Origin of the sequence: Streptosporangium sp. NPDC000239 (assembly GCF_040300765.1) — a bacterium.
Taxonomy (GTDB): Bacteria; Actinomycetota; Actinomycetes; order Streptosporangiales; family Streptosporangiaceae; genus Streptosporangium.
Genome location: NZ_JBEPEI010000003.1, coordinates 209,815 through 231,049, shown reverse-complemented (window position 1 = coordinate 231,049; position 21,235 = coordinate 209,815). Strand labels below are relative to the sequence as shown.

The window sequence follows — 21,235 nt, the reverse complement described above, 5'->3', positions numbered from 1 at the left end:
AGAACGCCTCGGGAGCCGTCCTCAGAAAGAGCCGTCCCCAGAAAGAGCCGTCCTCAGAAACCGGTCTCCAGGAACCCCGAAGGTCAGGGCCAGGAGGGGTCTCCCGCCGGGCTGACGGGACCCTCCAGTACGCCGAGCCGTTCCAGGAGGGTCAGGAAGGTGAGCGCGTACGGCGAGTCTCCTGTGACGGCCGCCACACGTCCCCAGTCGACCTGCTCGCGCAACGCCCTGACCTGGGGCAGCAGCGAACCGTAGTCACAGCCGTGCTCCGACAGCGGAAGCAGCCAGGTGATGACCAGGTCGGTCGCCTCAAGGACGGGCACGATCACGGCGGAGGCCTTCATCGGCTCCGCGCGCTCCAGCAGCCGGGAGGTGACGGGGTGGTCGCAGACGCTGAAGATCAGATCCACCAGCCTGCCCTCGTCATAGGCCTTGACCAGCCAGTCCTCCGGGGGCTTGGCCGTCTCGAACCCCAGGCCTCCCAGGGCCTCCAGAGCGGCGGGCACATCCTGCTGGGGCAGGACGAAATCCACGTCGTGCAACGAGGGAGCGGCGCCACGCGCGTAGGCGGCGCATCCCCCCGCCAGCGCGAACCTGACGCCCGCGTCCTTGAGACCGCTGCTGGCTCGCTTCAGCGTTTCCAGGATGGCGTCGGTCACCTCGTGGCCGTGACTTCCCATATCCCCCGGGTACCCCATGAATCCCCAGATAGGCATAGCAAACCTGGTCCAGGGTAAAGCGCCCTCTTAAGCCTTACCCCTACGAACCGCTTCGCCGCCGGCCGTCCGCCGAGGAGGTCGGCGGCCGGCTGGGAATCGTCCGTATAGGGGTTCCACGCTCAAGGAGTCCTGAATGAACGACCCCGGACAAGACCACGTCGAGGAACCGGAGACCGACGAGACGCGCAAGGAGCGGGTGGACCGGGAGCTGGGCGAGCTGCTTCAGGGCCTCAGGGTCGCCGTGACCGGAGTGCAGGTCCTGTTCGCCTTCCTGCTGACGCTTCCGTTCGCCGCCGGTTTCCACAAGCTTGAGGACGAGGGGCGCTGGCTGTTCTTCATCTCGCTGCTGAGCGCCGCGCTGGCCTCCGTACTGTTCATCACCCCCGCCGCGCAGCACCGCCTGCTGTTCCGCACCCCGCTGAAGGAGAAGATGCTGCACCGGGCCAACAAGCTGGGCATCGCCGGGGCCGTCGGGCTGGCGATCGCGATGACCAGTTCGGTCGCCCTGGTGGCCGAGACCGTGATCAACGCCTGGCCCGCCGTACTGTTCGGCGGCGCCGTGGCGCTGTCCAGTGCGTGGTTCTGGATTCTCCAGCCGATCATCGATCTTCACAGGACCAGGGATGTTATGTGATGAATCGTGAGGGCAGGGGCCCGTTATGGCTACCTTGCTTTGGATCATCGCAGTCGTTCTCGTCATCTCCGGGATCTATGTGATCCTGGCCCGCCGCGACCTCCTGTGGGGGATCGTGCTCATCGTCCTCGGATTCCTCGTCGGCCCCGGAGGTGTGAGCATCTTCAACGTTTGATGCGGGCCTCGCCCGCACCATCTTCGACGCCGCACGCCGAACGCCGTGCAGGCGCCTGGAAGCCCTGGCGGGCCGGATCCGTCCGGCCCGCCGCTTCTCGGGCCCTACAGGCAGTAGACCCCGTAGGCCCGGCCGAGCACCGGCAGCGCGACGTTGCGCACTCTGATGCCGCCGGGGGTCACACCCTTCTCCGTGCCCGCGTGCGCGTGCCCGTGGACGATCAGGTCGGCGCCCTCGGCGTCCACGGCCTCGGCCAGCAGGTAGCTGCCGAGGAAGGGGTAGATCTCCAGGGGTTCCCCGGCGAGGGTGTCCTTGACCGGGGAGTAGTGGGACAGCACGACCCTGCGGTCGGCCTGCAGTTCCTTGAGCGCCACCCGCCAGCGTTCCGCGATCCGCTTGGTGTGTCCCACGAAGGCCTTGATCTCGGGCTCTCCGAAGTCGCTGGCGCACTTGCCCGCGTATCCTCCGCCGAAGCCCTTGCCACCGGCGACGCCCAGCCGTACGCCGTCGATGTCGAGCACGGTCGCGTCGTCGTGCAGGACCGTGATCCCCGCGTCGGACAGCATGGCCGCGATCTCGGCGGGGCGGTCGGAGTGGTGGTCGTGGTTGCCGAGCACGGCGACCACCGGGACCGGCAGGTCACGGAACTCGTCGGTGACCACGGCCGCCTCCTCCAGAGTGCCGTGCCGGGTCAGGTCACCGGCGAGCAGCAGCACGTCCGCGTGTTGCTCGACGTCGTCAAGGCGCTTGCGGTAACTCCCCCTGAGCCTTTCGTCCAGGTGGACGTCTCCCACAGCCGCGATGCGCAGTTGCCTCACAGCCGTTCCTCCTCCCCCGGGCCCCTGACGTCGAGGACGGTGATCTCGTTGCGGAGCGTCAGCTCCGGGGCCGCCTCGTGGGCCACGTCGGCGATGAGCGTTCGGCGTTCGTCGCCGGAGACCTGCCCGCGCAGGAAGAGCTGTCCGCCCCGGACGTCAACCCGGATGCCGAGCTCGTTGGTCCTGTCGTCCTCGGCCAGTGCGCGTTGCACACGCGCTGCGACGTACTGCGGAGCCTCCATCGTCGAACTCCTTTCCTCCGAAAAACCTCGCGTTCCCGGGAAAGCCTCCGCGAAACGTGTGGTGATCCAGGACGAGGGCATGGTCGGTGGCCGTTCGGGTACGGGAGGCGCCTGAACCGGCGAAGGAGGCAACCATGGAGGACACCGTGAAGAACAAGGTCGTGGTCGTGACCGGTGCGAGTGGCGGGGTCGGCAGGGCGGTGGCCCAGGAGTACGGCGCGCGGGGCGCGTCCGTCGCGCTGATCGCCAGGGGGACGGCCGGCCTGGGCTCCGCGGCGGCCGACGTGGGCGCCGCGGGAGGCACCGGGCTGGTCTACGAGGCGGACGTCGCCGACCACCGGCAGGTCAGGCAGGCCGCCGAACGCGTCGAGCAGGAGATGGGGCCGATCGACGTCTGGATCAACGTGGCCTTCTCCTCGGTCTTCGCCCCCTTCACCGAGATCACGCCCGAGGAGTACGAGCGGACGACCGCGGTCACCTACCTCGGTTACGTCTGGGGGACGCGGGTGGCGCTCGACCTGATGCGCCCCAGGAACCGGGGGGTGATCGTCCAGGCCGGGTCCGCGCTCGCCTACCGGGGCATTCCCCTGCAGTCCGCCTACTGCGGGGCAAAGCACGCGATCAAAGGGTTCACCGAGTCGGTCAGGACCGAACTGATGGGCGAGGGAAGCGGCGTCCAGATCACCATGGTGCAGCTTCCCGCGCTGAACACCCCGCAGTTCTCCTGGGTGCTGTCCAGGCTCAGGCATCATCCGCAGCCCGTTCCCCCGATCTACCAGCCCGAGGTCGCCGCCAAGGCGCTCGTCTTCGCCGCCGAGCACCCACGGCGGCGGGAGTACTGGGTCGGCGCCTCGACGGCGATGACCCTGCTCGGAGAGCGCCTGGCCCCCGGGCTGATAGACCGTTTCCTGGCCCGCAACGGACGGAGAAGCCAGCAGACCGAGTCGCTGTTCCCCACCGACGTGGCCAACCTGTGGGAGCCCGCGGACGAGGAACGGGACTACGGCGCCCACGGTGTCTTCGACAAGCGCGCCCATCCGCACAGCGTCCAGGCCTGGCTGTCCCGGCATCGCGGGCTGGCCGCCCTCGCCCTGGCCGGTGGGGCCGCCGCCGCGACGGCCGTGCACCGGGCCAGGCGCTGAGCCGTACCGCCTGTGCCGCCGCCCGTGCCGGCCGTCAGGGCAGCAGCAGGCCCCAGTAGAGGGCCCACGGGACGAACACCGCGCCGCCGGCCAGCAGCAGGCCGAGCTGCCCTCCGCCGAGGGAGTCCCGGGTACGGCGCCAGGCCACGGCGAGGCGGACCGTCGCGACGGCCGAGACGACCGCGACGGCCTGCAGCGCCAGCCAGACCAGCGGGCGGCCGAGCAGTACGGGGCCGGGGGCGGCCAGTTTCCCGCCGGTCATCATCAGATAGACCAGGTAGCAGAACGAGCCGATGACCGAGACGAGACCGCCCGCGCTGAGCAGCCACACCGCCCTGGTCACCGGGGCCCTCGACCGGCCGCGCAGGCGCCGTACCAGCGCGGCCACCGGGTAGGAGACGAAGGCGACCAGGAACAGCGCCAGCGCCACGAGCTGCGCGGGCGCCGACTCCCACCAGGCGGGAGGGTCGACCGGCACGGTCAGTGAGGCCTGGACGGGGGCCGGGCCCGAGGAACTCGTCGCCGGTGGCCTGCCCGCCGTGACCTCCCCGACCCAGGAGCCGACCAGGTCGGCGTAGCCGGGGGCGAGTTCGGGCAGCCGGGTGACGCCCCCGTCGGGGGTCAGGTGGGCGGCGTGGTCGGCGTCGGGGAAGAACCGGGCCGTGTAGTACCGGTTGCCGCCCTCCCCGAGCGCCCGGGAGAACACCGGCGGGCTCTCCTGCGGTGGGGTCAGCAGGTCGTGGGTGCCCCAGATGGCGAGCACCGGCTGGCGGACCGCGGCCAGGGTCGGCGCGGGGTCGTAGTAGGGCTCGGGGAACATGCCGCCGTCGGCGATCGTCCGGTAGAGGTTCAGCTCGGCCCGGTCGATCAGTGAGCCCGTGACCCCGGCCTTGCGCAGTCCGGCGGCCACCGCCCAGGTCTGCTGCCGCAGCGGCGGCAGCCCGTTGGCGCCGACGAGCACGACGAAGGCGATGTCCTTGGACCGGGAGGCGGCGATCGGGGCGACCCAGCCGCCTTCGCTGAGCCCCCAGATGCCGACCTTCGCCGGATCGACGCCCGGCTGGGAGCGCAACGTCGCCAAGGCGCCGAGCGCGTCATCGGCGAGCTGCGGATAGGACCGGTGGACGAGCGAGTAGCCCGTCGACCGCTTGTCGTAGATCAGCACGGCCATGCCCCGGCGGGCGAACTCGACGGCCTCGCCCAGCAGCTTCGTGCGCGGCGTCCCCGTGCCCGCGCCGTGCACCAGGACGACGCCGGGGCGTCCGGCTCCCGCCGTACCACCGGTGAGCCCAGCCCCCGCGGCGGGCTCATCGGTGGTCTTGTCGTTGGGCTCGGTGGGTTTGGCGGGTTTGGTGATGATCGTGCCGTGCATGGCGAGTCCCCCGGCGCCACGGAAGCTCACCTCGACGGATGTCAGGTCGGAGGGTACGGCGGGCGGGGACGCGGCCGTCGCCACGGGGGCGGTCGCGGGGACGGCGAGCAGGCTGAGGACCGCCGCCGTCAGGAGGATTCTTCGCATATGCCGAACATACTTTGCAGAGAAGTCTCTGCAAACAGTTCTCTGCAGATTTCCTTCTGCAGGAGTAGACTGATCATCATGAAGGATGAGAAGCCGCCGATGCTCGACCCGGTGAGGCTCAAGGCCCTGGCCCACCCCATGCGGCGACTCATGCTGCGGCACCTCAGCGTGCACGGCCCCGCGACCTCGACCACGCTCGGCGAGCTGCTCGACGCCAAGACCGGCACGACCAGCTACCACCTGCGCCAGCTGGAGAAAGCGGGGTTCATCGAGGAGATCCCGGAACGCTCGACCGGCAGGGAGCGCTGGTGGCGCAGGACCCAGGCGCTCAGGGACATCCGGCTGCCGGCGCCCGGGGAGCTCGCCCCGGAGGACCGGCTCGTGCTGAACGAGTTCCACCGGGCCAACCTCGCGGAGGACCGCGAGCTGTTCGAGCGTTTCCCCGCCGCCTACCTGCGCGACCCCCGGTGGGCCAAGCTCTCACGCGGCCTCGGGCGGATGACTCTGGAGGAGTTCGAGGAGTTCTTCGAGGCCTACATCGCGCTGCTGATGAAGTACAACCGCCCGGCCGAGGACGCCCCGCCGGACGCGCGCCCCATGTTCGTCAGGCTGTTCGCCCTGCCCGCCGACGAGGAGTGACCCACGGTCACACCCGCTCCCCCGCCAGCGTGGTGATCACCCTGAGGATCTCGGCGCCGCTCTCCGCCCCGCCCAGAATGATGATCTTCAGGCTGGCCCGTTCCTCGTCGTAGATCGTCTCGACGCGCAGCCGCCCGTCGTCGTGGGTGCCCCCGGTGGCCAGGGCGATGAGGGTGTTGCTCAGCCGCATCGTCTCCTCGACGCCGATCGCGTCGACCTGTACGACACAGGACACCTCGACGCGGCGGGAGCGCGTGGCGGTCCCGGCGGTCTCAGCGGCCGGCGGCTCGACCGGCTGCCCGGTGAACGCCTCAAGGTCCTCCCGCGCGACGCGGTACCGCCTGCCGATGCGCGTCGCCCTCAGCCGGCCGTCCCGCACGTAGCCACGCACCGTCTTGACGTGCAGACCGAGCAGGTCGGCCACCTGCTCAACCGTGTACGGCTGCCGCGACACCACGCCACCCCTTCCCTGTCGTTCCTCAAACTACTCAACACACGACGCGACAGGAAACGAAAGGGAAGGCCGTACGGCTATCCGCCGATGGCCCTGTGCACGCTCCTGGTCGCCGAGCGGTCGATGGCGGCCTTGACCACACCGAAGATGGCCCCCTGGATGGCCGCCGCGGCCAGGACCTCGCCCCAGCCGTACTCGTCCGAGGTCGCCTGGGGCGCCTCATCCGTGCCCGCGAGGAGCTTCCAGACCTGCTTGAAGACGACCCCCGCGACGGCGCCGCCGAGCATTCCGCTCACGACGCCCGCCCCTCGGGAAACGATCCTGCTCATCGTTCACCCTCTCCTTGAGAAAGACATTCGGGCGCCCCCGCCATGACCTGACGGGGGCGTGGAAGCGCCGTCACACGACCGGCGGGTCGTCGTAGGGACGCTCCTGGTAGACGCGACGGTGGGTCACCGGGTCCTCCTCGACCACGGTGGTGGTCGGCGCGACCGCCCTGCGGGCGATCCTGACCCGGTAGATCGCGAACAGCAGCCACACGAGGCCGCCGATCATCAGGACGGCCCCGACGACGTTGATGTCGAGCCCCGCGATGTCGAACTCGACCGCCCAGGTGAGGATGGCGCCGAGCATGATGAGGATGATGCCACCTGCGATGGTCATGGGGGTTCCCTCCTTTGAACCAACGCCCCATCCCCTATCCCCCGTACGGATCTCAAACGTCCCCGCGTCGTGCGGCCGTACCCGGGGAGGTGAGCGTTACGGTACGGCCGGCAGGACGGCGCCCTTGTAGGTGTCCTGGATGTACTTCTTCACCTCGGGGCCCTGGAGCAGTTCGGCGAGCTTCCTGACGCGGGGGTCGCCGACCTTGGCGGGGACGGTGACCAGGCCGTTGGCGTAGGGGTTGCCCTCGCCCTTCTCCAGGATCAGCGAGTCGGTCGCGGGCTGGAGCCCGGCTTCGAGGGCGTAGTTGCCGTTGACGACCGCGGCGTCCACGTCCTGGAGCGAGCGGGGCAGCTGGGCGGCCTCAAGCGGCCTGAACCGCAGCTCCTTGGGGTTCGCCGCCACGTCGCGTTCGGTGGCCTTGACGCCCACGCCCTCCTTGAGGGTGATCACGCCGTTGTCGGCGAGGAGTTTGAGCGAGCGGCCCAGGTTGCTCGCGTCGTTGGGCAGCGCGACCTGGGCCCCCTTGGCCAGCTTGGCGATGTCGTCGATCTTCTTGGAGTACAGCCCGAGCGGCTCGATGTGGACCGGGGCGACCCAGCTCAGGGTGACGCCCTTGCCCTTGGAGAACTCCTCAAGGTAGGGGACGTGCTGGAAGTAGTTGGCGTCGAGCCGTCCCTCGTCGAGTTGGACGTTCGGCTGCACGTAGTCGGTGAACTCGACGATCTCCAGGTTCAGCCCGGCCTTGGCGGCGAGGGTGTCCTTGACGAACTTCAGGATCTGACCGTGGGGCACGGGGTTCACGCCGACCTTGAGCGGCGTGTCGGCCTTCGGCGACGATCCTCCGCCGGTCGAGGCCGCGGACGTGGTCGTCTGTGATCCGCCGCACGCGGTGAGGGTCCCGGCCAGGATCAGCCCGGTCACGACTCCCAGCAGTCTGCGCATACTTCCCCCAAATTCCAGTAGATTTAGTAGGAAATATGGCACAGCGAAGGTCCGCCGACAACCCGATCATCTGCCGACGGACAACGCGGTCACCCGCCGGTCACGTGCCGACGATCGCCTTCATCTGGTCGATCTGCGCGGTACGCGAGGCCTCGATCCGGTCCGCCAGCGCCTTGGTCTCGGCGTTCTGACCGGCCATCTTCTCCACCTTGGCCATCTGGATGGCGTCGTCCTGCTGGGAGATCAGCGCGTTGAGGAACCGCTTCTCGAACTCGGAGTCCGGGGACTTCGAGATCATCCGGATCTGGGCGTCGCTCAGCCCGTGGCCTCCGTGACCGGAGTGCGCGCCCGCCGGAGCGGCCGTGGGACGCTTCCAGCCCTTCAGCCAGCCGGTCATCATCGTCACCTCCGCGTCCTGGGTGGTGGCGATCGCCGCGGCCAGGACCTTGGCGTTCTCGCTGATGTTCCGGCCTGCGGCGAGCTTCGCCAGCTTCGCCCCCTGGGCGTCGTGCGGCAGCATCATCTGCAGGAACATCACATCGGCCGGGTTGAAGTCAGGGCCCGCGACGAGCCCGGGTGCCGCGCTGGCGGCGGCCCCGACCGTCAGCTGGCCACCGCCCTGCAGTTCCTGGAGGCTGCGTGAGCCGCAGCCCGCGAGGAGAACGGCGCTCAGCACGAGCGGGACGACGCGTTTCAACATGGGGAACTCCTGTTGGGGGGGGTGCCCGGGCGGGGCGGCGAGACCGCCCCACCCGGCAGGGTCAGGCCCGGTCCGACGAGGTCAGACCCGCTGCCACAGAGAGGGGACGTTCGGCGGCTCCCAGCCGGGCAGCGCGGTGTGCGACTGCAGGCAACGGTAGGTCGAACCGTTGTAGGTCACGGTCGCGCCCGCGGTGTAGGAGGTGCCCGAGGTCCAGGCGCCCTCCTGCTTCGTCGGAGTCACCGTAGGGGTGACGGTCGGCGTCACCGTCGGCGTCACAGTGGGAGTCACCGTCGGCGTCACGGTCGGGGTGGGTGAGGGGTTGGTCCCACCACCGAAGTCCACGTCGGAGCAGGTGTAGAAGGCCTCGTTGCTGTACAGGACGCGCTGCCAGATCGAGTAGATGAGCTGGCGGCCCGTACGCTGCGGGAGGTTGAGCGTCCACTTGGTGAACGTGACAGGGTTCTGGTTGTTGAACGTCTTGAGGGGCTCCAGGTCCGACCACTTCAGCGGCTTGGTGGGGTCCCAGCTCTGCTTGGTGATGTAGAACTCGAAGTTGCTCCCGCCGTGGGGAGCCGTGGCGTGGTAGGTGATCTCCAGCGGCCCCGGTGAGACCTGCGTCGCGGGCCAGTCGGCCCTGGGGAGGTCGAGGCCGCGATACTTCTCGCGGCCCGCGCTGCAGAGCTTGCCGTCCGGGATGAGCGCGCGGTGGTTACCGCCGGCCTCCAGCAGGGAGACCTCGTTCCAGTCGTACATGGCCTGGGTCCCACCGGCCGCGACAGCCGCCTTGCAGGCCTCGGACTTGGGTGTCTCCGGCCCCTCGTTCTTGCAGAGGTAGACGCGGCTCGGTGGGTTCGACATGCTGCCGTGGGCGTCGGCCGCGGTCGCCGGGACCAGCGCGAGCACGGTTCCCAAAGTGAGCGCGGCGGCACCGGCCACCGCCTTGTTTCGCAGATGCACGTGGACTCCTCCTGAATGGGGGGATGGAGGCAGGACATGTCCAACGGCCGACGGATAGCACGTTATTAACAAGAAACCTTACTAAAAACACCTTCCGTGCGGCTACATCGCGCGGGTATTCACCCTGTCACCAGGACGACCTTGCCCTGACCGTGGCGTCCCTCGACCTCGCGGTGGGCGTCCGCCGCCCGGTCGAGCGGGTAGGTCACGCGCACCGGGAAGGCCAGCTCCCCCTTGGCGTACAGCTCGGCGAGCTCGGCGAGCCTGGAGGCCAGGCGCACCCCCTTGGTCAGCTGGACGCCGAGGCTCTCCGCCTTTTCGTGCTCGACCAGCGTGATGATCCGCTCCCCCGGCACCAGGCTCAGTGAGACGTCGAGGGCGTCGCCGCCCGCGCCGTCCAGGACGAGGTCGACCCCGCCGGGGGCCAGTTCGCGCACCCGGTCGAGCAGGCCCTCGCCGTAGACGACCGGGACGGCGCCGAGGGCGCGCAGGTAGTCGTGGTTCTCCTGCCGCGCGGTGCCGATCACCGTCGTGGCGCCCCACAGCCTGGCGAGCTGTACCGCGGCGGTGCCGACCGCGCCCGCCGCGGCGTGGACCAGGACGGTGTCCCCCTGTCCGACCCCGAGCTGCCTGAGGGCGATGTAGGCGGTCTGCGTCCCGGCGGTGAAGCCGCCCGCCACCTCCCAGGGCATGTTCTCCGGCTTCGCCGTGACGTTCTCTGCGGGGACGACGACGTACTCGGCGTAGCAGTTCAGCAGGCTGAACCCCAGCACCTCGTCGCCGACGGCCACCCCGTCGGCCCCCGGTCCCACCTGGTCCACGACGCCGGAGAACTCGTTGCCGGGCACCCTGGGCAGGTCGGCCGTGGCCCCGGCGGGCAGCCAGCCCTGCCGTACGGCCACGTCGAACGGCTGCACGCCCGCCGCCTTCACCCTGACCCTGACCTGGCCGGGCCCGGCCTGCGGGGTCGGCAGGTCGACCACCTTGAGCACCTCGGGCCCGCCGAACTCGGTGACGGCCACAACCCTCATCGCACACTCCTTCACTCAGTCACTCGCCGGTGCGGATCTCCAATCTGCAATCTCAACCAATGTTGAGGTCAACTGCTCACGCCTCGCGGAGACCGTCGAAGAGGTCGTCCTCACGCTCGGCGGCGGCGGTCACCCGGCTGAAGTGACGGACGAAGGCCTCGTAGGACAGCGCCCTGTGCTGGACCTCCTCCGGCATGCGCAGCAGGAAGATGCTGTCCCCCTGGCTCGCGTGCGCCTGCAGGGCCTTGCGCTTGCGTTCGACGTACGGCGCGACGTCCACGACGGTGGTGATGAGTTCCTCGGGGGTGCCGAAGTCCTCGGGCAGGTCCTGTATCTCGGCGGCACCGGCCGCGCGCAGGGCGGCGAACATCTCGGCGATCCGCTCCCTGGGCACGGCGGTGTAGTAGAGCTTGTCCGGGATGCCGGTCGCCTCGGCCGCGGCCAGGGCGATGCGGTTGGCCTGGATGTGGTCGGGATGACCGTAGTTGCCGTTCTCGTCATAGGTGACCACGACCTGCGGCCGGTAGCGCTCCATCAACGCGGCGAGCCTGCCGACCGCCTCCTCGAAGGACACGTTGGCGAAGGCGTCCTTCGCCTGGTTGCCCTCCCAGCCGTCCATGCCCGAGTCGCGGTAGCCGAGCAACTCGACGTGCTCGATCCCGAGGTGGGCCACCGAGTCGTTCAGTTCCTCAAGCCGCCGCGCCCTGACGGCCGCCTCGTCGTGCCCGGGCTCCCCGGGCTTCACCCCGCCGGGCCCGTCGCCCTGCTCACCGTTGGTGCAGGTGACCAGGACGGTACGGATGCCCTCCTCGGCGTATCTGGCGAAGACGCCACCCGTCCCGAGCACCTCGTCGTCGGGGTGCGCGTGGACGGCCATCAGCGTCAGTTCACGTTCCATGGATGCAGACCTCTCCGTAGGGGAGGGCCGAAGGGCCCCGCCCACTCTACGGCGGCACCTGTGGCGGCGCGGCGAGAGACGGAACCGGCACACACCCGTCCTGATCGGACCGTTCAGTCGTGCAGGAGACACAGGACGTGCCCACCGGTGACAGCGTCCCCCACCCCCATGTCGAGCTGGGCGACGGTGCCCGCCTTGTGGGCGAAGAGCGGCTGCTCCATCTTCATCGCCTCAAGCACCACGATGAGGTCCCCGGTCGCGACCCGGTCGCCGTTGCCGACCGCGACCTTGACGATCGTGCCCTGCATCGGGCTGGTCACGGCGTCCGCCCCGCCCGCCGTACCGCCGCCCTTCGCCGCCTGCCTGCGGGGGCGCCTGGCCGTGGCGGGGGCGGTCGCGGGGTGGGCGGCGGGGGCGGCGAACCCGGCCGGGATCACGATCTCGACCCGGCGCCCGTCCACCTCGACGACGACGGGCTCTCCCTTTGCGTGCGGCGTCGCGGCGGCGGGGATCTCCGGGTACGGCTCGATGCCGCCGCGGAACTCCGTCTCGATCCACTGGGTGTGGACCGTGAAGGCCCCGTCCTCGCCCTGGAAGGCCGGTTCCTCGACCACGACCCGGTGGAAGGACAGCGTGGTCGGCAGCCCCTCGACCGTGAACTCGGCCAGCGCGCGCCGGGCCCGTTCGAGCGCCTGGGCGCGGTCGGCGCCGGTGACGACGAGCTTGGCCAGCAGCGAGTCGAAGGCCCGCCAGAGCACCGTCCCGTTCTCCGCCCCCGAGTCCAGGCGCACGCCGGGTCCCGAGGGGGGACGCCAGCCGGTGATGGTTCCCGGGCTCGGCAGGAAGTTGCGGCCCGGGTCCTCCCCGTTGAGGCGGAACTCGATGGAGTGCCCGCGCACCGGCGGGTCGTCGTAGCCGAGCGCCTCCCCCCTGGCGATGCGGAACTGCTCACGCACCAGGTCGAGGCCGGTGACCTCCTCGCTGACCGGGTGCTCGACCTGCAGCCGGGTGTTGACCTCAAGGAAGGAGATCATGCCGTCGCTGCCGATCAGGAACTCGCAGGTGCCCGCCCCGACGTAGCCTGCCTCCCGCAGGATGGCCTTGGACGCCTCGTACAGCACGCGGTTCTGCTCCTCGGTGAGGAACGGCGCCGGGGCCTCCTCGACAAGCTTCTGGTGCCTGCGCTGCAACGAGCAGTCACGGGTGGAGACCACCACCACGTTGCCGTGCGTGTCGGCCAGGCACTGCGTCTCCACGTGCCGGGGCCGGTCGAGATAGCGTTCGGCGAAGCACTCGCCCCGGCCGAAGGCCGCGACCGCCTCCCGCACCGCCGACTCGTAAAGCTCCGGGATGTCCTCAAGGGTCCTGGCGACCTTCAGGCCCCGGCCTCCACCGCCGAAGGCTGCCTTGATGGCGACCGGCAGGCCGTACCGCCCGGCGAACTCGGCCAGTTCCTCGGGGCCGCTGACCGGCCCGTCGGTGCCGGGGGCGAGCGGGGCTCCGGCGGCCATGGCGATCCTGCGGGCCGAGACCTTGTCCCCGAGGTCGTCGATCACCTTGGGCGGCGGCCCGATCCAGGTCAGTCCGGCGTCGATCACGGCCTGGGCGAAGGCGGAGTTCTCCGCGAGGAAGCCCCACCCGGGGTGTACGGCGTCCGCCCCCGACCTGATGGCTGCCTCGACCACCTTCCCGATGTCCAGGTAGCTCTCCGCGGCGGTCTCCCCGCCCAGCGCGAACGCCTCGTCGGCGAGCGCGACGTGGAGCGCGTCCCGGTCGGGCTCGGCGTAGACGGCCACGCTGCCGATCCCCTCGTCGCGGCAGGCCCGCGCGACCCGGACCGCGACCTCCCCACGGTTGGCTATCAGAACCTTGCGCACTGGCTCAGCCTCTCCGCGCCGTCTGTGACGGCACTGTCTGGGACGGCACTGTCTGTGGGGATTGCGTCTGCGGGGAAACCGGGCGCGACGGCACCCGGTAGGCGGGGCCTGCCACCCAGAACGGTCTCCTGGCGGGCGGACGGCCACCGTCCCGCGCCTGCCGCCGGGACACCAGGAACGCGACGACCACGGCGGCGAGTTCCTCCTCGGAGGGCTTGCCACGCATGACCAGCAGCGGGTCTTCCGAACTCATCTCGGCGCCCATCACATCGGGGGGTTGCCGTGCTTGCGCTGCGGCAGGGTCGCGCTCTTGCCCCTGAGCATGGCCAGCGACCTGGCCAGGACCATCCGGGTCTCGCGGGGGTCGATGATGTCGTCGACCAGGCCGCGCTCGACCGCGTAGTAGGGGTGCATGAGCTGTTCGCGGTACTCGGCGATGCGTTCGGCGCGCCTGGCCGCGGGGTCGGGCGCGGCGGCGATGTCCCTGCGGAAGATCACGTTGGCCGCCCCGTCCGCGCCCATGACCGCGATCTCGTTGCTCGGCCAGGCGAAGGACAGGTCGGCGCCGATGGAACGGGAGTCCATCACGATGTAGGCGCCGCCGTACGCCTTGCGCACGATGACCTGGACACGGGGGACCGTGGCGTTGCAGTAGGCGTAGAGCAGCTTGGCGCCGTGCCTGATGACGCCGCCGTGTTCCTGGTCGGTGCCGGGCAGGAAGCCGGGCACGTCGACGAAGGTCACGATCGGGATGTTGAAGGCATCGCAGAACTGGACGAACCTGGCGGCCTTCTCCGAGGCGGAGATGTCCAGCACACCCGCGAACGACATCGGCTGGTTGGCGACGACGCCGACGACGTGACCTCCGATGCGGCCGAGGCCGCAGACGATGTTCGCCGCCCAGCCCTCGTGGATCTCGACCAGCTCACCGTGGTCGATCACCTCGGCGATGACGTCGCGCATGTCGTAGGGGCGGTTCGGGTCGGCGGGGACGATGTCCAGCAGCGCCTCGCACAGCCGCTCCTCGGGGTCGTCCGCCAGGGCCTCCGGCGGGAACTCCTGGTTGTTCGCCGGCAGCATCGAGACCAGGTGACGCACGTCCTCCAGGCAGGAGATCTCGTCGTCGCTGACGAAGGTGGCGACCCCGGTCATCGTGCCGTGGACCCCCGCGCCGCCCAGTTCCTCGTGGGTGACCTTCTCCCCGGTGACCGCCTCGACGACGTCGGGGCCGGTGATGAACATCTGGGCGGTGTCGCGGACCATGAAGATGAAGTCGGTGAGCGCCGGGGAGTAGGTGGCCCCGCCCGCGCACGGCCCCATGATCACGCTGATCTGCGGGATCACGCCCGAGGCGCGGACACTGCGCTGGAAGATCCCCCCGTAGCCCGCCAGGCCCGTGACCCCCTCCTGGATGCGGGCCCCCGCGCCGTCGTTGAGCCCGATCAGCGGGGCGCCCGCGGCGTAGGCCATGTCCATGATCTTGTGGATCTTCTGGGCGTGGGCCTCGCCGAGCGACCCGCCGAAGATGCGGAAGTCGTGCGCGTAGACGAACACGGTCCGGCCCTCGATGGTCCCCCACCCGGTGACCACGCCGTCGCCGTACGGCCGCTTGGCCTCCATGCCGAAGCCGCTCGCCCGATGCCTGCGCAGACCCTCGACCTCGGTGAAGGAGCCGTCGTCCAGGAGCAGCCCCAGGCGCTCCCTGACCGTCATCTTGCCCCGGGCGTGCTGCCGCCTGGTCGCCTCGTCCCCCGGGCCGACCCGGACGCTCTCCTGGATCCTGGCGAGCTCCTCGGCGTACGCGCGCATGGATCGCGTCGCGGTCTCGACCTTTCGTTCTTCGACCGCCGTCATATCCGTTTACCCTTCCTATGGGATTCAGATCTGTAAATTCTGTCCATTCATCGGGGGCCATAGGAAGGCTTCTTCCCCCTAGGTGGTATCCGCCTATTCCTTAGGAGGCATGGCCGGGCGGCACGGTCGGTGGTCTGATCGTGGCATATGCCTTTTACGAGGGGACAGCACCTGTGAAGATTGACTTTCACGGAATCACCGTGCCACCGGACGCATACGGGGACAGGGCGGCACGGGCCGAGGAACTCGGATACGACTCGGTGTGGATGTCCGAGACGCAGCACGACCCGTTCATCGGGCTGACCGCCGCGGCGCTGAAGACCGAACGGGTCGCCGTCCGCACCGGCCTGGCCGTCGTGTTCGCCAGGAACCCGATGACCACCGCGATGCTCGCCAACGACCTGCAGCTGGTCTCCAAGGGGCGTTTCGCCCTCGGTATCGGCTCCCAGCTCCAGACGCACATCACCAAGCGGTTCAGCATGCCGTGGTCGAAGCCCGCGCCCCGCATGCGGGAGTACATCCTGGCGCTGCGCGCCATCTGGAAGTGCTTCGCCACCGACGGCAGGATCAGGTTCCGCGGCGAGTTCTACCGCCACACGGTGATGAGCCCCTTCTTCAACCCGGGTCCCAACCCCTACGGCGAGCCGCCCATCCTCGTGGCCGGCGTCGGCCCGATGATGACGCAGCTCGCGGGCGAGCTGGCCGACGGCTTCCTGGCCCACATCATCTCCACCCGGCGGCTGCTCGAGGACGTGACGATCCCGGCGCTGCGTGAGGCCCGGGAGGGCGCGGGCAAGTCGATGGACGGCTTCGAGCTGCACGCGACGCCGATCGTGGCCACCGGCAACACCGAGGAGGAGCTGGGCGCGGCCGTACGGCAGGCCAAGGAGTCCATCGCCTACTACGCCTCCATCCCCAGCTACGCCCCGGTCCTGGAACTGGAGGGGCTCGGCGGCCTGAAGGACGAGCTGTACCGCCTGGCGGGCGCGGGCCGAGCGGCGGAGATGGTCGACGCGATCGACGACCACATCCTGGAGACGTTCGCGATCGTGGGCGAGCCCAAGGAGGCTGCGGCCAAGATCTGGGAGCGGTTCGGCGGCCTGGCCACCAGCATCGCCTTCTTCCAGGCGGGCGACCTGCCGCCCGAGGCACTGCAGCCGCTGCACGAGGAGCTGCGCCACCTCGTACGGCAGCCGCCGCTCTGACCTTCCCGAGCACGCGAACGGGCCGGGCCACCTTGGAGAAGGTGGCCCGGCCCGTTTCACGTCCGGAGACGCTCCTGACGCGGCACGCGGAAAGCGGCGCCGGGTGGGGATGAGGACCCGGCGCCGCTTGTCCGAGGTTCAGCCGCGTCAGCGGCCGTTCACGGAGAAGGCGTAGAAGGTGGTGCTGCCCTTGCCCTGGATGAAGCGGTTGTTGTAACCGTTGCCCCAGAAGACCGTGCCGCCGACGATGGCGGGCCCGGCGTTGGAGGAACCCTCACCGAGGTAGTCCCAGAGGATCTCGCCGGTGGCGCCGTTGATGGCGTACATGTGGCCGCTCATCGAGCCGGCGTACATGACCCCGTTGGCGGTCGTGACCGCGCCCATGGTCTCGGCGTTCGACGGGTCGGCGATCTGCCAGAGGATCTTGCCGGTGCGGGCGTCGAGCGCGGCGAAGATGCCGTTGGTCGTGGTCTGCCCGTTGGGCAGGGTGTAGGCGACGTGGCTGGTGTTGGCGTTGCTGACGTAGAAGCGCTTGCCGTCGGTGGCGCTGCCCCACTCGATGCCGCCGTGCACGCCGCCGGGGCCGACCTGGGTCTTCCAGATGGTCTTGCCGGTGCGGGCGTCGAGCAGCCAGTAGGCGCCGCTCTTCTGCCCGGCGCCGATGACCATGCGCGGCAGGCCGAACCGGCCGGGGATGGTCAGCAGGTGGCCGCCCTCGGCGAAGTCGTAGTCACCGCCGTGGTTGGGCGGGCAGTTCTCCGGCGGGAAGTTGGGCTCGCAGGCCACCGTCCAGGCGTCGAACACGATGTCGCCGGCCTGCCACTTGATGTCGCCGGTGCGCAGGTCGAGGGCGAGCAGCTGGTCGATGTGGTTGTCCGGCGGCTGGCACTCGGAGGCGGGCTTGCCCGAGCTCTGGCAGTCGCTCACGCTCTTGGGGACCGAGAGATTCTGCCCGGTGCCGACGACGACCGTGTGGTTGGTCGGGTTGATCATGGGGCTGGTGCTCCACACGCCACCGCCGCTGAAGCCGCCGGGCTGTCCGCCGTTGTCGGGGACGGTGTACTTCTTCCACAGCACCTTGCCGGTCTTGGCGTCGACCGCGTTCACGCTGCCGCGGAAGGTGCAGCACTTGTAGCCGGGCAGGCCCGCGACGGCCGCCTCCTTGGAGGAGACACCCTGGTAGAGGACGCCGTTGTAGAGCGTGGGCGAACCGGTGAGGACGGCCGCGAAGTGCTCGTCGAGCGTGGTCTTCCAGATCAGGTCGCCGGTGGTGGCGTCGACGGCGAGCAGGTGCGCGCCCTGGCCGCCCTGCGGGCCGTTCTGGTCGCCGACGTAGATGCGTCCGCCGACCACCGTCGGGCTGGCCCTGACGATGCCGCCGGCGATGCCGTTCCAGTCCGAGACCTTGCGCGACCAGATGACCGCGCCGGTCTTGGCGTCGAGCTTGGAGAAGTAGCCGCCCCAGTCGGGGATGTAGACCGCGCCGTCCACCACGGCCGGGATGGCCGAGGTGTCACCGTGCGCGGTGTAGGTCCACTTGACGGCGAGCTTGTCGGCGTTCGAGGTGCCGATCCTGCGCTCGAAGGGGTTGGACTTCGAGTTGAAGTTGTCGTGGCCGCCCATCGACCAGTCGGCGGGCGAGGGCAGGTTCGGGAAGGTCTTCTGCGCGGCGCTCTGCGCCTGGGCGCCGGGCACCAGGCCGCCCATCGCCAGCAGGAGCGCGCCCACACCGACGGCGGCGCGCGTCAACATCTTGCCCGGCAGTTTCATGACGAGACCTCCTGACGGCCGATCGCCGCGCCCGCGTCCGCGGGGGTGGCGTACTCGGGGGTGAACTGTCCGATCTGACGCAGCAGGGTGAGCTCGTCACGGGCTCCCCAGTGCTCGGCCGCCTTACCGTCGGCGATCCGGTAGAAGTGCAGGTGCTGGACCTTGACCTCGGCGCCGGTCGGCGCCACGCCAAGGAAGTCGCCGGTGTGCTTGCCGCTGAAGGTCACCCGGCAGGCGAACTTGTCGCCCTCGGAGATGAAGTCGTCGACCTGCCAGGTCGCCTCGGAGAACGCGTTGCGCATGTAGCGGGCCGTCGACAGGTAGCCCTCGGGGCCGCCCGCGACGCCCGGCGAGGCCTCGTGGTCGACGAAGTCGGGGGCGATGTAACGGTGAGCCGCCTCCTCGTCGAGTTCACCGAACACCTTGGCGATGCCGATGGCGATCTCGATGATCTCCTCGGTTGCGGTCGGTGGCGCCTCCGCCAGAGGGGCCAGCATCTTCTCAACCTCGTCCGGCATGATCCGCCTTTCTCAGATGTGCGAGGTGCATGTGGGGGGTCAGTAACCGAGCCCGGAGCCGCCACTGACGGGCAGCAGGGCGCCGGTGATGAAGCTGGCCTCGTCGCTGGCCAGGAACCGCACCGCGGGGGCGACCTCCTCGGGCCTGCCCGAGCGGCGCAGCGCCGTGATGCTGTGCAGGTACGCGCGGTGCTGCTCGGAGAGCCCCGCCACCATGTCGGTCTCGACGAGACCGGGCATCACCACGTTCACGGTGATCTTCCTGGGGCCGAGTTCCCAGGCCAGGGAGCGGGCGAAGCCCGCCATGGCCGCCTTGGAGGCCGAGTAGTTGGTCACTCCCGGCGAGCCCCAGAAGGCGGTGGTCGAGCCGACGAGGATGATCCGTCCCCACCGGGCCTTGACCATGTCGGTCACCGCGCACCGGGCGGCGCGGACGGCGCCCATCAGGTTGGTGTCGATGACGTCGGCGAAGTCCTTCTCCGACATGGCCATGAACAGGTTGTCGCGGGTGGTCCCGGCGTTGGCGACCAGGACCTGGACGGCGCCCTGCTGGGCCTTGACCTCCTCGAAGGCCGCCTCGACCGACGCGCTGTCGGTCACGTCGCACCGCACGCCGAACAGTCCCTCCGGCGGCTCTCCCGAGCGGTAGGTGACGGCGACCTTGTCACCGGCCTCCTCGAAGGCCCGCGCGATGGCCAGGCCGATGCCCCGGTTGCCACCCGTGACCAGTACGGAACGGCTCATTTGAGCTCACACTCCCAACTGCTCGTTCAGAGCCTTGATTGCGGTTTGCGCGTCGGTGAAGTGGATGGCGCGCCACCCGGCCGCCTCGGCTCCCTCGCAGTTCTTGGCGAGGTCGTCGACGAACAGGGACTGCGCGGCGGGGATGCCGGAGCGCTCGACCGCCAGGTCGAAGATCTCCCTGGCCGGCTTGCGGTGGCCCACCTCGAAGGACAGGACGACGTCGTCGAAGAGGCCGTCGGGGCTGAGCATGCGGCGCCAGTGCGCGTCCCAGGCCGGGACCATGTTGGACAGCAGCCCGACGAACAATCCCTCGGCCCTGACCTCCCGCAGCCGGTCGGCCCACTCCTTGTTCAGCTCCCTGCCGTCGAACCAGGCGTCGGCGAGGGTCGTCATGTGCAGGTCGATGCCGTGGTCGGCGCGCAGCAGCTCCCCGATCTGGGCGAGCCACTCCTGCTCGGTGACCAGCGGGGTGTCGATGGGCAGCATCACGTCGTCCGTGCCGTACGACGCGGTGACCTTGAGGATCGCGTCGATCAGCGGCTCCTGACGGATGCCCTGCCTCTCGCAGAAGACGGCCAGGGTGTGACTGATGGGCGGCGTCAGCACGCCGCCGAAGTCGGTCCACACGGCCAGGACGGGTTGGGTCATCGGGGCACCATCACCATGGTCGATTCGGCGATCGTGATCGCCTCCTGAATGAAGGCGACGTTCACCGTTGCGGTGCCGTCACCCGAGTCCGTACGGGTCGCCGCGGCCAGCACCGGCTGGTCGAGCTCCGCGAACCGCCCGAAGGATCCGGAGACCGTGGCCGGCCAGGCGGTGACGTCGCCCATCACGACGAGGGCGAGCTGACGGGCCGCCTCGGTCAGGGTCATGGCGGGCAGGTGGTCGTAGTCGTGGTCGAAGATCGCGCGGTTGCCGTACCTCGGCGTCACCCTGGCGCTCACCGCCGATGGACCCCGCTCGACCTGCGAGATCACCACGTTCATCGGGCTGACCCTGCCGACCGTGTACGGCTCGGCCTGGTCGGGGGCGGGCACGTCCTCCAGGTCCCCGGTCAGGGGGGCGGGGGTGCCGCGCAGCACGTTGCGCAGCGCCTCGTGCTCGGTGTGCGTGACGATCTGCACTTCCATGGTGTGCGTGCCGATCGGGACGTCGCCGATGGAGAGGTCCTGGCGGACGGCGCCCTTGCGCACCTTGCCCGCCCTGACGCGGATGGTCTCGAAGTGGTTGTCGATCCGCAGCTCACCCGGCCTGCGCCCGGTCCGCAGCGCGGACGGGTCCGGCAGGTCCAGCGAGAAGGTGTTGACCATCATCGTGGTGTCCGGGGGGAGCCCGAGAAGGTGGGCGCCCGCGATGCCTGCCTGCCTGCCCGCCTCAAGGATGAGCAGCGGGTCGAAGTGGGCCGGTCGCGACAGATGGTCGCTGTAGTAGCCGTGACTGAGCGGAAGCTGTGCCGCGGCCAGGAAGCGGGACTCCCCCGCCGGGACCAGGTCGGTTACGAAGACCTCCGCGACGGAGGCCCTGTGGACCAGGCGGCGTTCCACCGTACGGCCGAAGCTGAGCTCCCGTGGGGAGATCAGGTCCCCGGTCGTCATCCGTACCTCCACAAAATGCCGGAATAAGTCGGAGATCACTGTGGCACGGCGCGATGAAATTCAAATAAAAGTGCCATAAAAATGCGCCCGCATACCACTTTCGATCCGCCGCCTTGCCCCTTATATCCAC

25 protein-coding genes are annotated in these 21,235 nt (G+C 69.7%); 5 read left to right on the top strand and 20 right to left on the bottom strand.

All coding sequences use genetic code 11. The annotated features are described in order from the left end of the window. Nucleotides 1–83 precede the first annotated feature (83 nt). Nucleotides 84–680: a nucleotidyltransferase family protein gene (locus tag ABT340_RS10260; RefSeq protein ID WP_352010379.1), complete on the bottom strand. Its 597-nt coding sequence runs from the start codon at nt 678–680 to the stop codon at nt 84–86. Between the two features lie 172 nt (nt 681–852). On the opposite strand from ABT340_RS10260, the gene ABT340_RS10255 reads away from it, so the two are divergent. Together ABT340_RS10255 and ABT340_RS10250 are read left to right on the top strand one after the other, a co-directional pair. Then, the gene (locus ABT340_RS10255) at nt 853–1,353 is read left to right on the top strand and encodes a DUF6328 family protein (RefSeq protein WP_352010378.1); all 501 of its coding nucleotides are present in this window, start codon (nt 853–855) and stop codon (nt 1,351–1,353) included. 25 nt (nt 1,354–1,378) lie between these two features. Next, nucleotides 1,379–1,528, top strand: a complete 150-nt coding sequence (locus ABT340_RS10250) for a GPGG-motif small membrane protein (RefSeq protein ID WP_184719841.1) — start codon at nt 1,379–1,381, stop codon at nt 1,526–1,528. Nucleotides 1,529–1,632: 104 nt separating this feature from the next. On the opposite strand, the gene ABT340_RS10245 is transcribed toward ABT340_RS10250, so the two are convergent. Next, on the bottom strand, nt 1,633–2,346 hold the full coding sequence (locus tag ABT340_RS10245) for a metallophosphoesterase family protein (protein WP_352010377.1): 714 nt from the start codon (nt 2,344–2,346) through the stop codon (nt 1,633–1,635). Next, nucleotides 2,343–2,588 (bottom strand): BON domain-containing protein, encoded by a 246-nt coding sequence (locus ABT340_RS10240; protein WP_352010376.1) that lies wholly within the window; start codon nt 2,586–2,588, stop codon nt 2,343–2,345. The genes ABT340_RS10245 and ABT340_RS10240 overlap by 4 nt, the downstream gene beginning before the upstream one ends. Nucleotides 2,589–2,722: 134 nt before the next feature. Between ABT340_RS10240 and ABT340_RS10235 the strand changes: the two genes are divergently transcribed. Next, nucleotides 2,723–3,730 carry an SDR family oxidoreductase gene (locus ABT340_RS10235; protein WP_352010375.1) on the top strand — a complete coding sequence of 336 codons (1,008 nt, stop codon included), beginning with the start codon at nt 2,723–2,725 and terminating at the stop codon, nt 3,728–3,730. A gap of 34 nt (nt 3,731–3,764) precedes the next feature. Here ABT340_RS10235 and ABT340_RS10230 read toward each other — a convergent pair whose 3' ends face one another. Then, a complete protein-coding gene (locus ABT340_RS10230; protein ID WP_352010374.1) occupies nt 3,765–5,249 on the bottom strand; it encodes an alpha/beta hydrolase family protein in 1,485 nt (494 codons plus the stop codon). Between the two features lie 78 nt (nt 5,250–5,327). On the opposite strand from ABT340_RS10230, the gene ABT340_RS10225 reads away from it, so the two are divergent. Next, nucleotides 5,328–5,888, top strand: a complete 561-nt coding sequence (locus ABT340_RS10225; protein ID WP_352010373.1) for an ArsR/SmtB family transcription factor — start codon at nt 5,328–5,330, stop codon at nt 5,886–5,888. Between the two features lie 7 nt (nt 5,889–5,895). On the opposite strand, the gene ABT340_RS10220 is transcribed toward ABT340_RS10225, so the two are convergent. The 11 genes from ABT340_RS10220 to ABT340_RS10170 form a co-directional block, all read right to left on the bottom strand. After that, a complete protein-coding gene (locus ABT340_RS10220) occupies nt 5,896–6,342 on the bottom strand; it encodes a helix-turn-helix domain-containing protein (protein ID WP_352010372.1) in 447 nt (148 codons plus the stop codon). Nucleotides 6,343–6,419: 77 nt separating this feature from the next. Further along, on the bottom strand, nt 6,420–6,671 hold the full coding sequence (locus ABT340_RS10215) for a DUF4235 domain-containing protein (protein ID WP_352010371.1): 252 nt from the start codon (nt 6,669–6,671) through the stop codon (nt 6,420–6,422). A 70-nt stretch (nt 6,672–6,741) separates the two neighbouring features. Beyond that, nucleotides 6,742–7,005, bottom strand: a complete 264-nt coding sequence (locus tag ABT340_RS10210; RefSeq protein WP_352010370.1) for a DUF6458 family protein — start codon at nt 7,003–7,005, stop codon at nt 6,742–6,744. 96 nt (nt 7,006–7,101) lie between these two features. Next, a complete protein-coding gene (locus ABT340_RS10205) occupies nt 7,102–7,950 on the bottom strand; it encodes a MetQ/NlpA family ABC transporter substrate-binding protein (RefSeq protein WP_352010369.1) in 849 nt (282 codons plus the stop codon). A 100-nt stretch (nt 7,951–8,050) separates the two neighbouring features. Further along, on the bottom strand, nt 8,051–8,650 hold the full coding sequence (locus ABT340_RS10200; protein ID WP_352010368.1) for a DUF305 domain-containing protein: 600 nt from the start codon (nt 8,648–8,650) through the stop codon (nt 8,051–8,053). Between the two features lie 81 nt (nt 8,651–8,731). Continuing rightward, the gene (locus tag ABT340_RS10195) at nt 8,732–9,610 is read right to left on the bottom strand and encodes a lytic polysaccharide monooxygenase auxiliary activity family 9 protein (protein ID WP_352010367.1); all 879 of its coding nucleotides are present in this window, start codon (nt 9,608–9,610) and stop codon (nt 8,732–8,734) included. Nucleotides 9,611–9,729: 119 nt separating this feature from the next. Further along, complete coding sequence (locus ABT340_RS10190) at nt 9,730–10,641, bottom strand: NADP-dependent oxidoreductase (protein WP_352010366.1); 912 nt, start codon at nt 10,639–10,641, stop codon at nt 9,730–9,732. Nucleotides 10,642–10,717: 76 nt separating this feature from the next. After that, nucleotides 10,718–11,539 (bottom strand): PIG-L family deacetylase, encoded by an 822-nt coding sequence (locus tag ABT340_RS10185; RefSeq protein ID WP_352010365.1) that lies wholly within the window; start codon nt 11,537–11,539, stop codon nt 10,718–10,720. Nucleotides 11,540–11,652: 113 nt separating this feature from the next. Beyond that, complete coding sequence (locus ABT340_RS10180) at nt 11,653–13,416, bottom strand: acetyl/propionyl/methylcrotonyl-CoA carboxylase subunit alpha (protein ID WP_352010364.1); 1,764 nt, start codon at nt 13,414–13,416, stop codon at nt 11,653–11,655. A gap of 4 nt (nt 13,417–13,420) precedes the next feature. After that, nucleotides 13,421–13,669, bottom strand: a complete 249-nt coding sequence (locus ABT340_RS10175) for an acyl-CoA carboxylase epsilon subunit (protein ID WP_352010363.1) — start codon at nt 13,667–13,669, stop codon at nt 13,421–13,423. A gap of 11 nt (nt 13,670–13,680) precedes the next feature. Then, on the bottom strand, nt 13,681–15,225 hold the full coding sequence (locus tag ABT340_RS10170; protein WP_502992487.1) for an acyl-CoA carboxylase subunit beta: 1,545 nt from the start codon (nt 15,223–15,225) through the stop codon (nt 13,681–13,683). Between the two features lie 245 nt (nt 15,226–15,470). On the opposite strand from ABT340_RS10170, the gene ABT340_RS10165 reads away from it, so the two are divergent. Further along, nucleotides 15,471–16,475 carry a TIGR03617 family F420-dependent LLM class oxidoreductase gene (locus ABT340_RS10165; protein WP_352010361.1) on the top strand — a complete coding sequence of 335 codons (1,005 nt, stop codon included), beginning with the start codon at nt 15,471–15,473 and terminating at the stop codon, nt 16,473–16,475. A gap of 147 nt (nt 16,476–16,622) precedes the next feature. Here the strand turns inward: ABT340_RS10165 and ABT340_RS10160 are convergent, their stop codons facing one another. The 5 genes from ABT340_RS10160 to ABT340_RS10140 are packed head-to-tail and all read right to left on the bottom strand — an operon-like array spanning nt 16,623 to nt 21,105. After that, nucleotides 16,623–18,245: an outer membrane protein assembly factor BamB family protein gene (locus ABT340_RS10160; protein WP_352010360.1), complete on the bottom strand. Its 1,623-nt coding sequence runs from the start codon at nt 18,243–18,245 to the stop codon at nt 16,623–16,625. After that, entirely contained in the window at nt 18,242–18,763 is a 522-nt protein-coding gene (locus tag ABT340_RS10155) for an ester cyclase (protein WP_352010359.1), read from the bottom strand. The genes ABT340_RS10160 and ABT340_RS10155 overlap by 4 nt, the downstream gene beginning before the upstream one ends. 39 nt (nt 18,764–18,802) lie before the next feature. Further along, entirely contained in the window at nt 18,803–19,507 is a 705-nt protein-coding gene (gene fabG / locus ABT340_RS10150; RefSeq protein WP_352010358.1) for a 3-oxoacyl-ACP reductase FabG, read from the bottom strand. Nucleotides 19,508–19,513: 6 nt separating this feature from the next. Next, nucleotides 19,514–20,155, bottom strand: coding sequence for an HAD family hydrolase (locus tag ABT340_RS10145; protein WP_352010357.1), 642 nt, complete (start codon nt 20,153–20,155; stop codon nt 19,514–19,516). Next, a complete protein-coding gene (locus tag ABT340_RS10140) occupies nt 20,152–21,105 on the bottom strand; it encodes an AfsA-related hotdog domain-containing protein (RefSeq protein ID WP_352010356.1) in 954 nt (317 codons plus the stop codon). Before ABT340_RS10140 ends, ABT340_RS10145 begins: the two co-directional genes overlap by 4 nt. Nucleotides 21,106–21,235 lie beyond the last annotated feature (130 nt).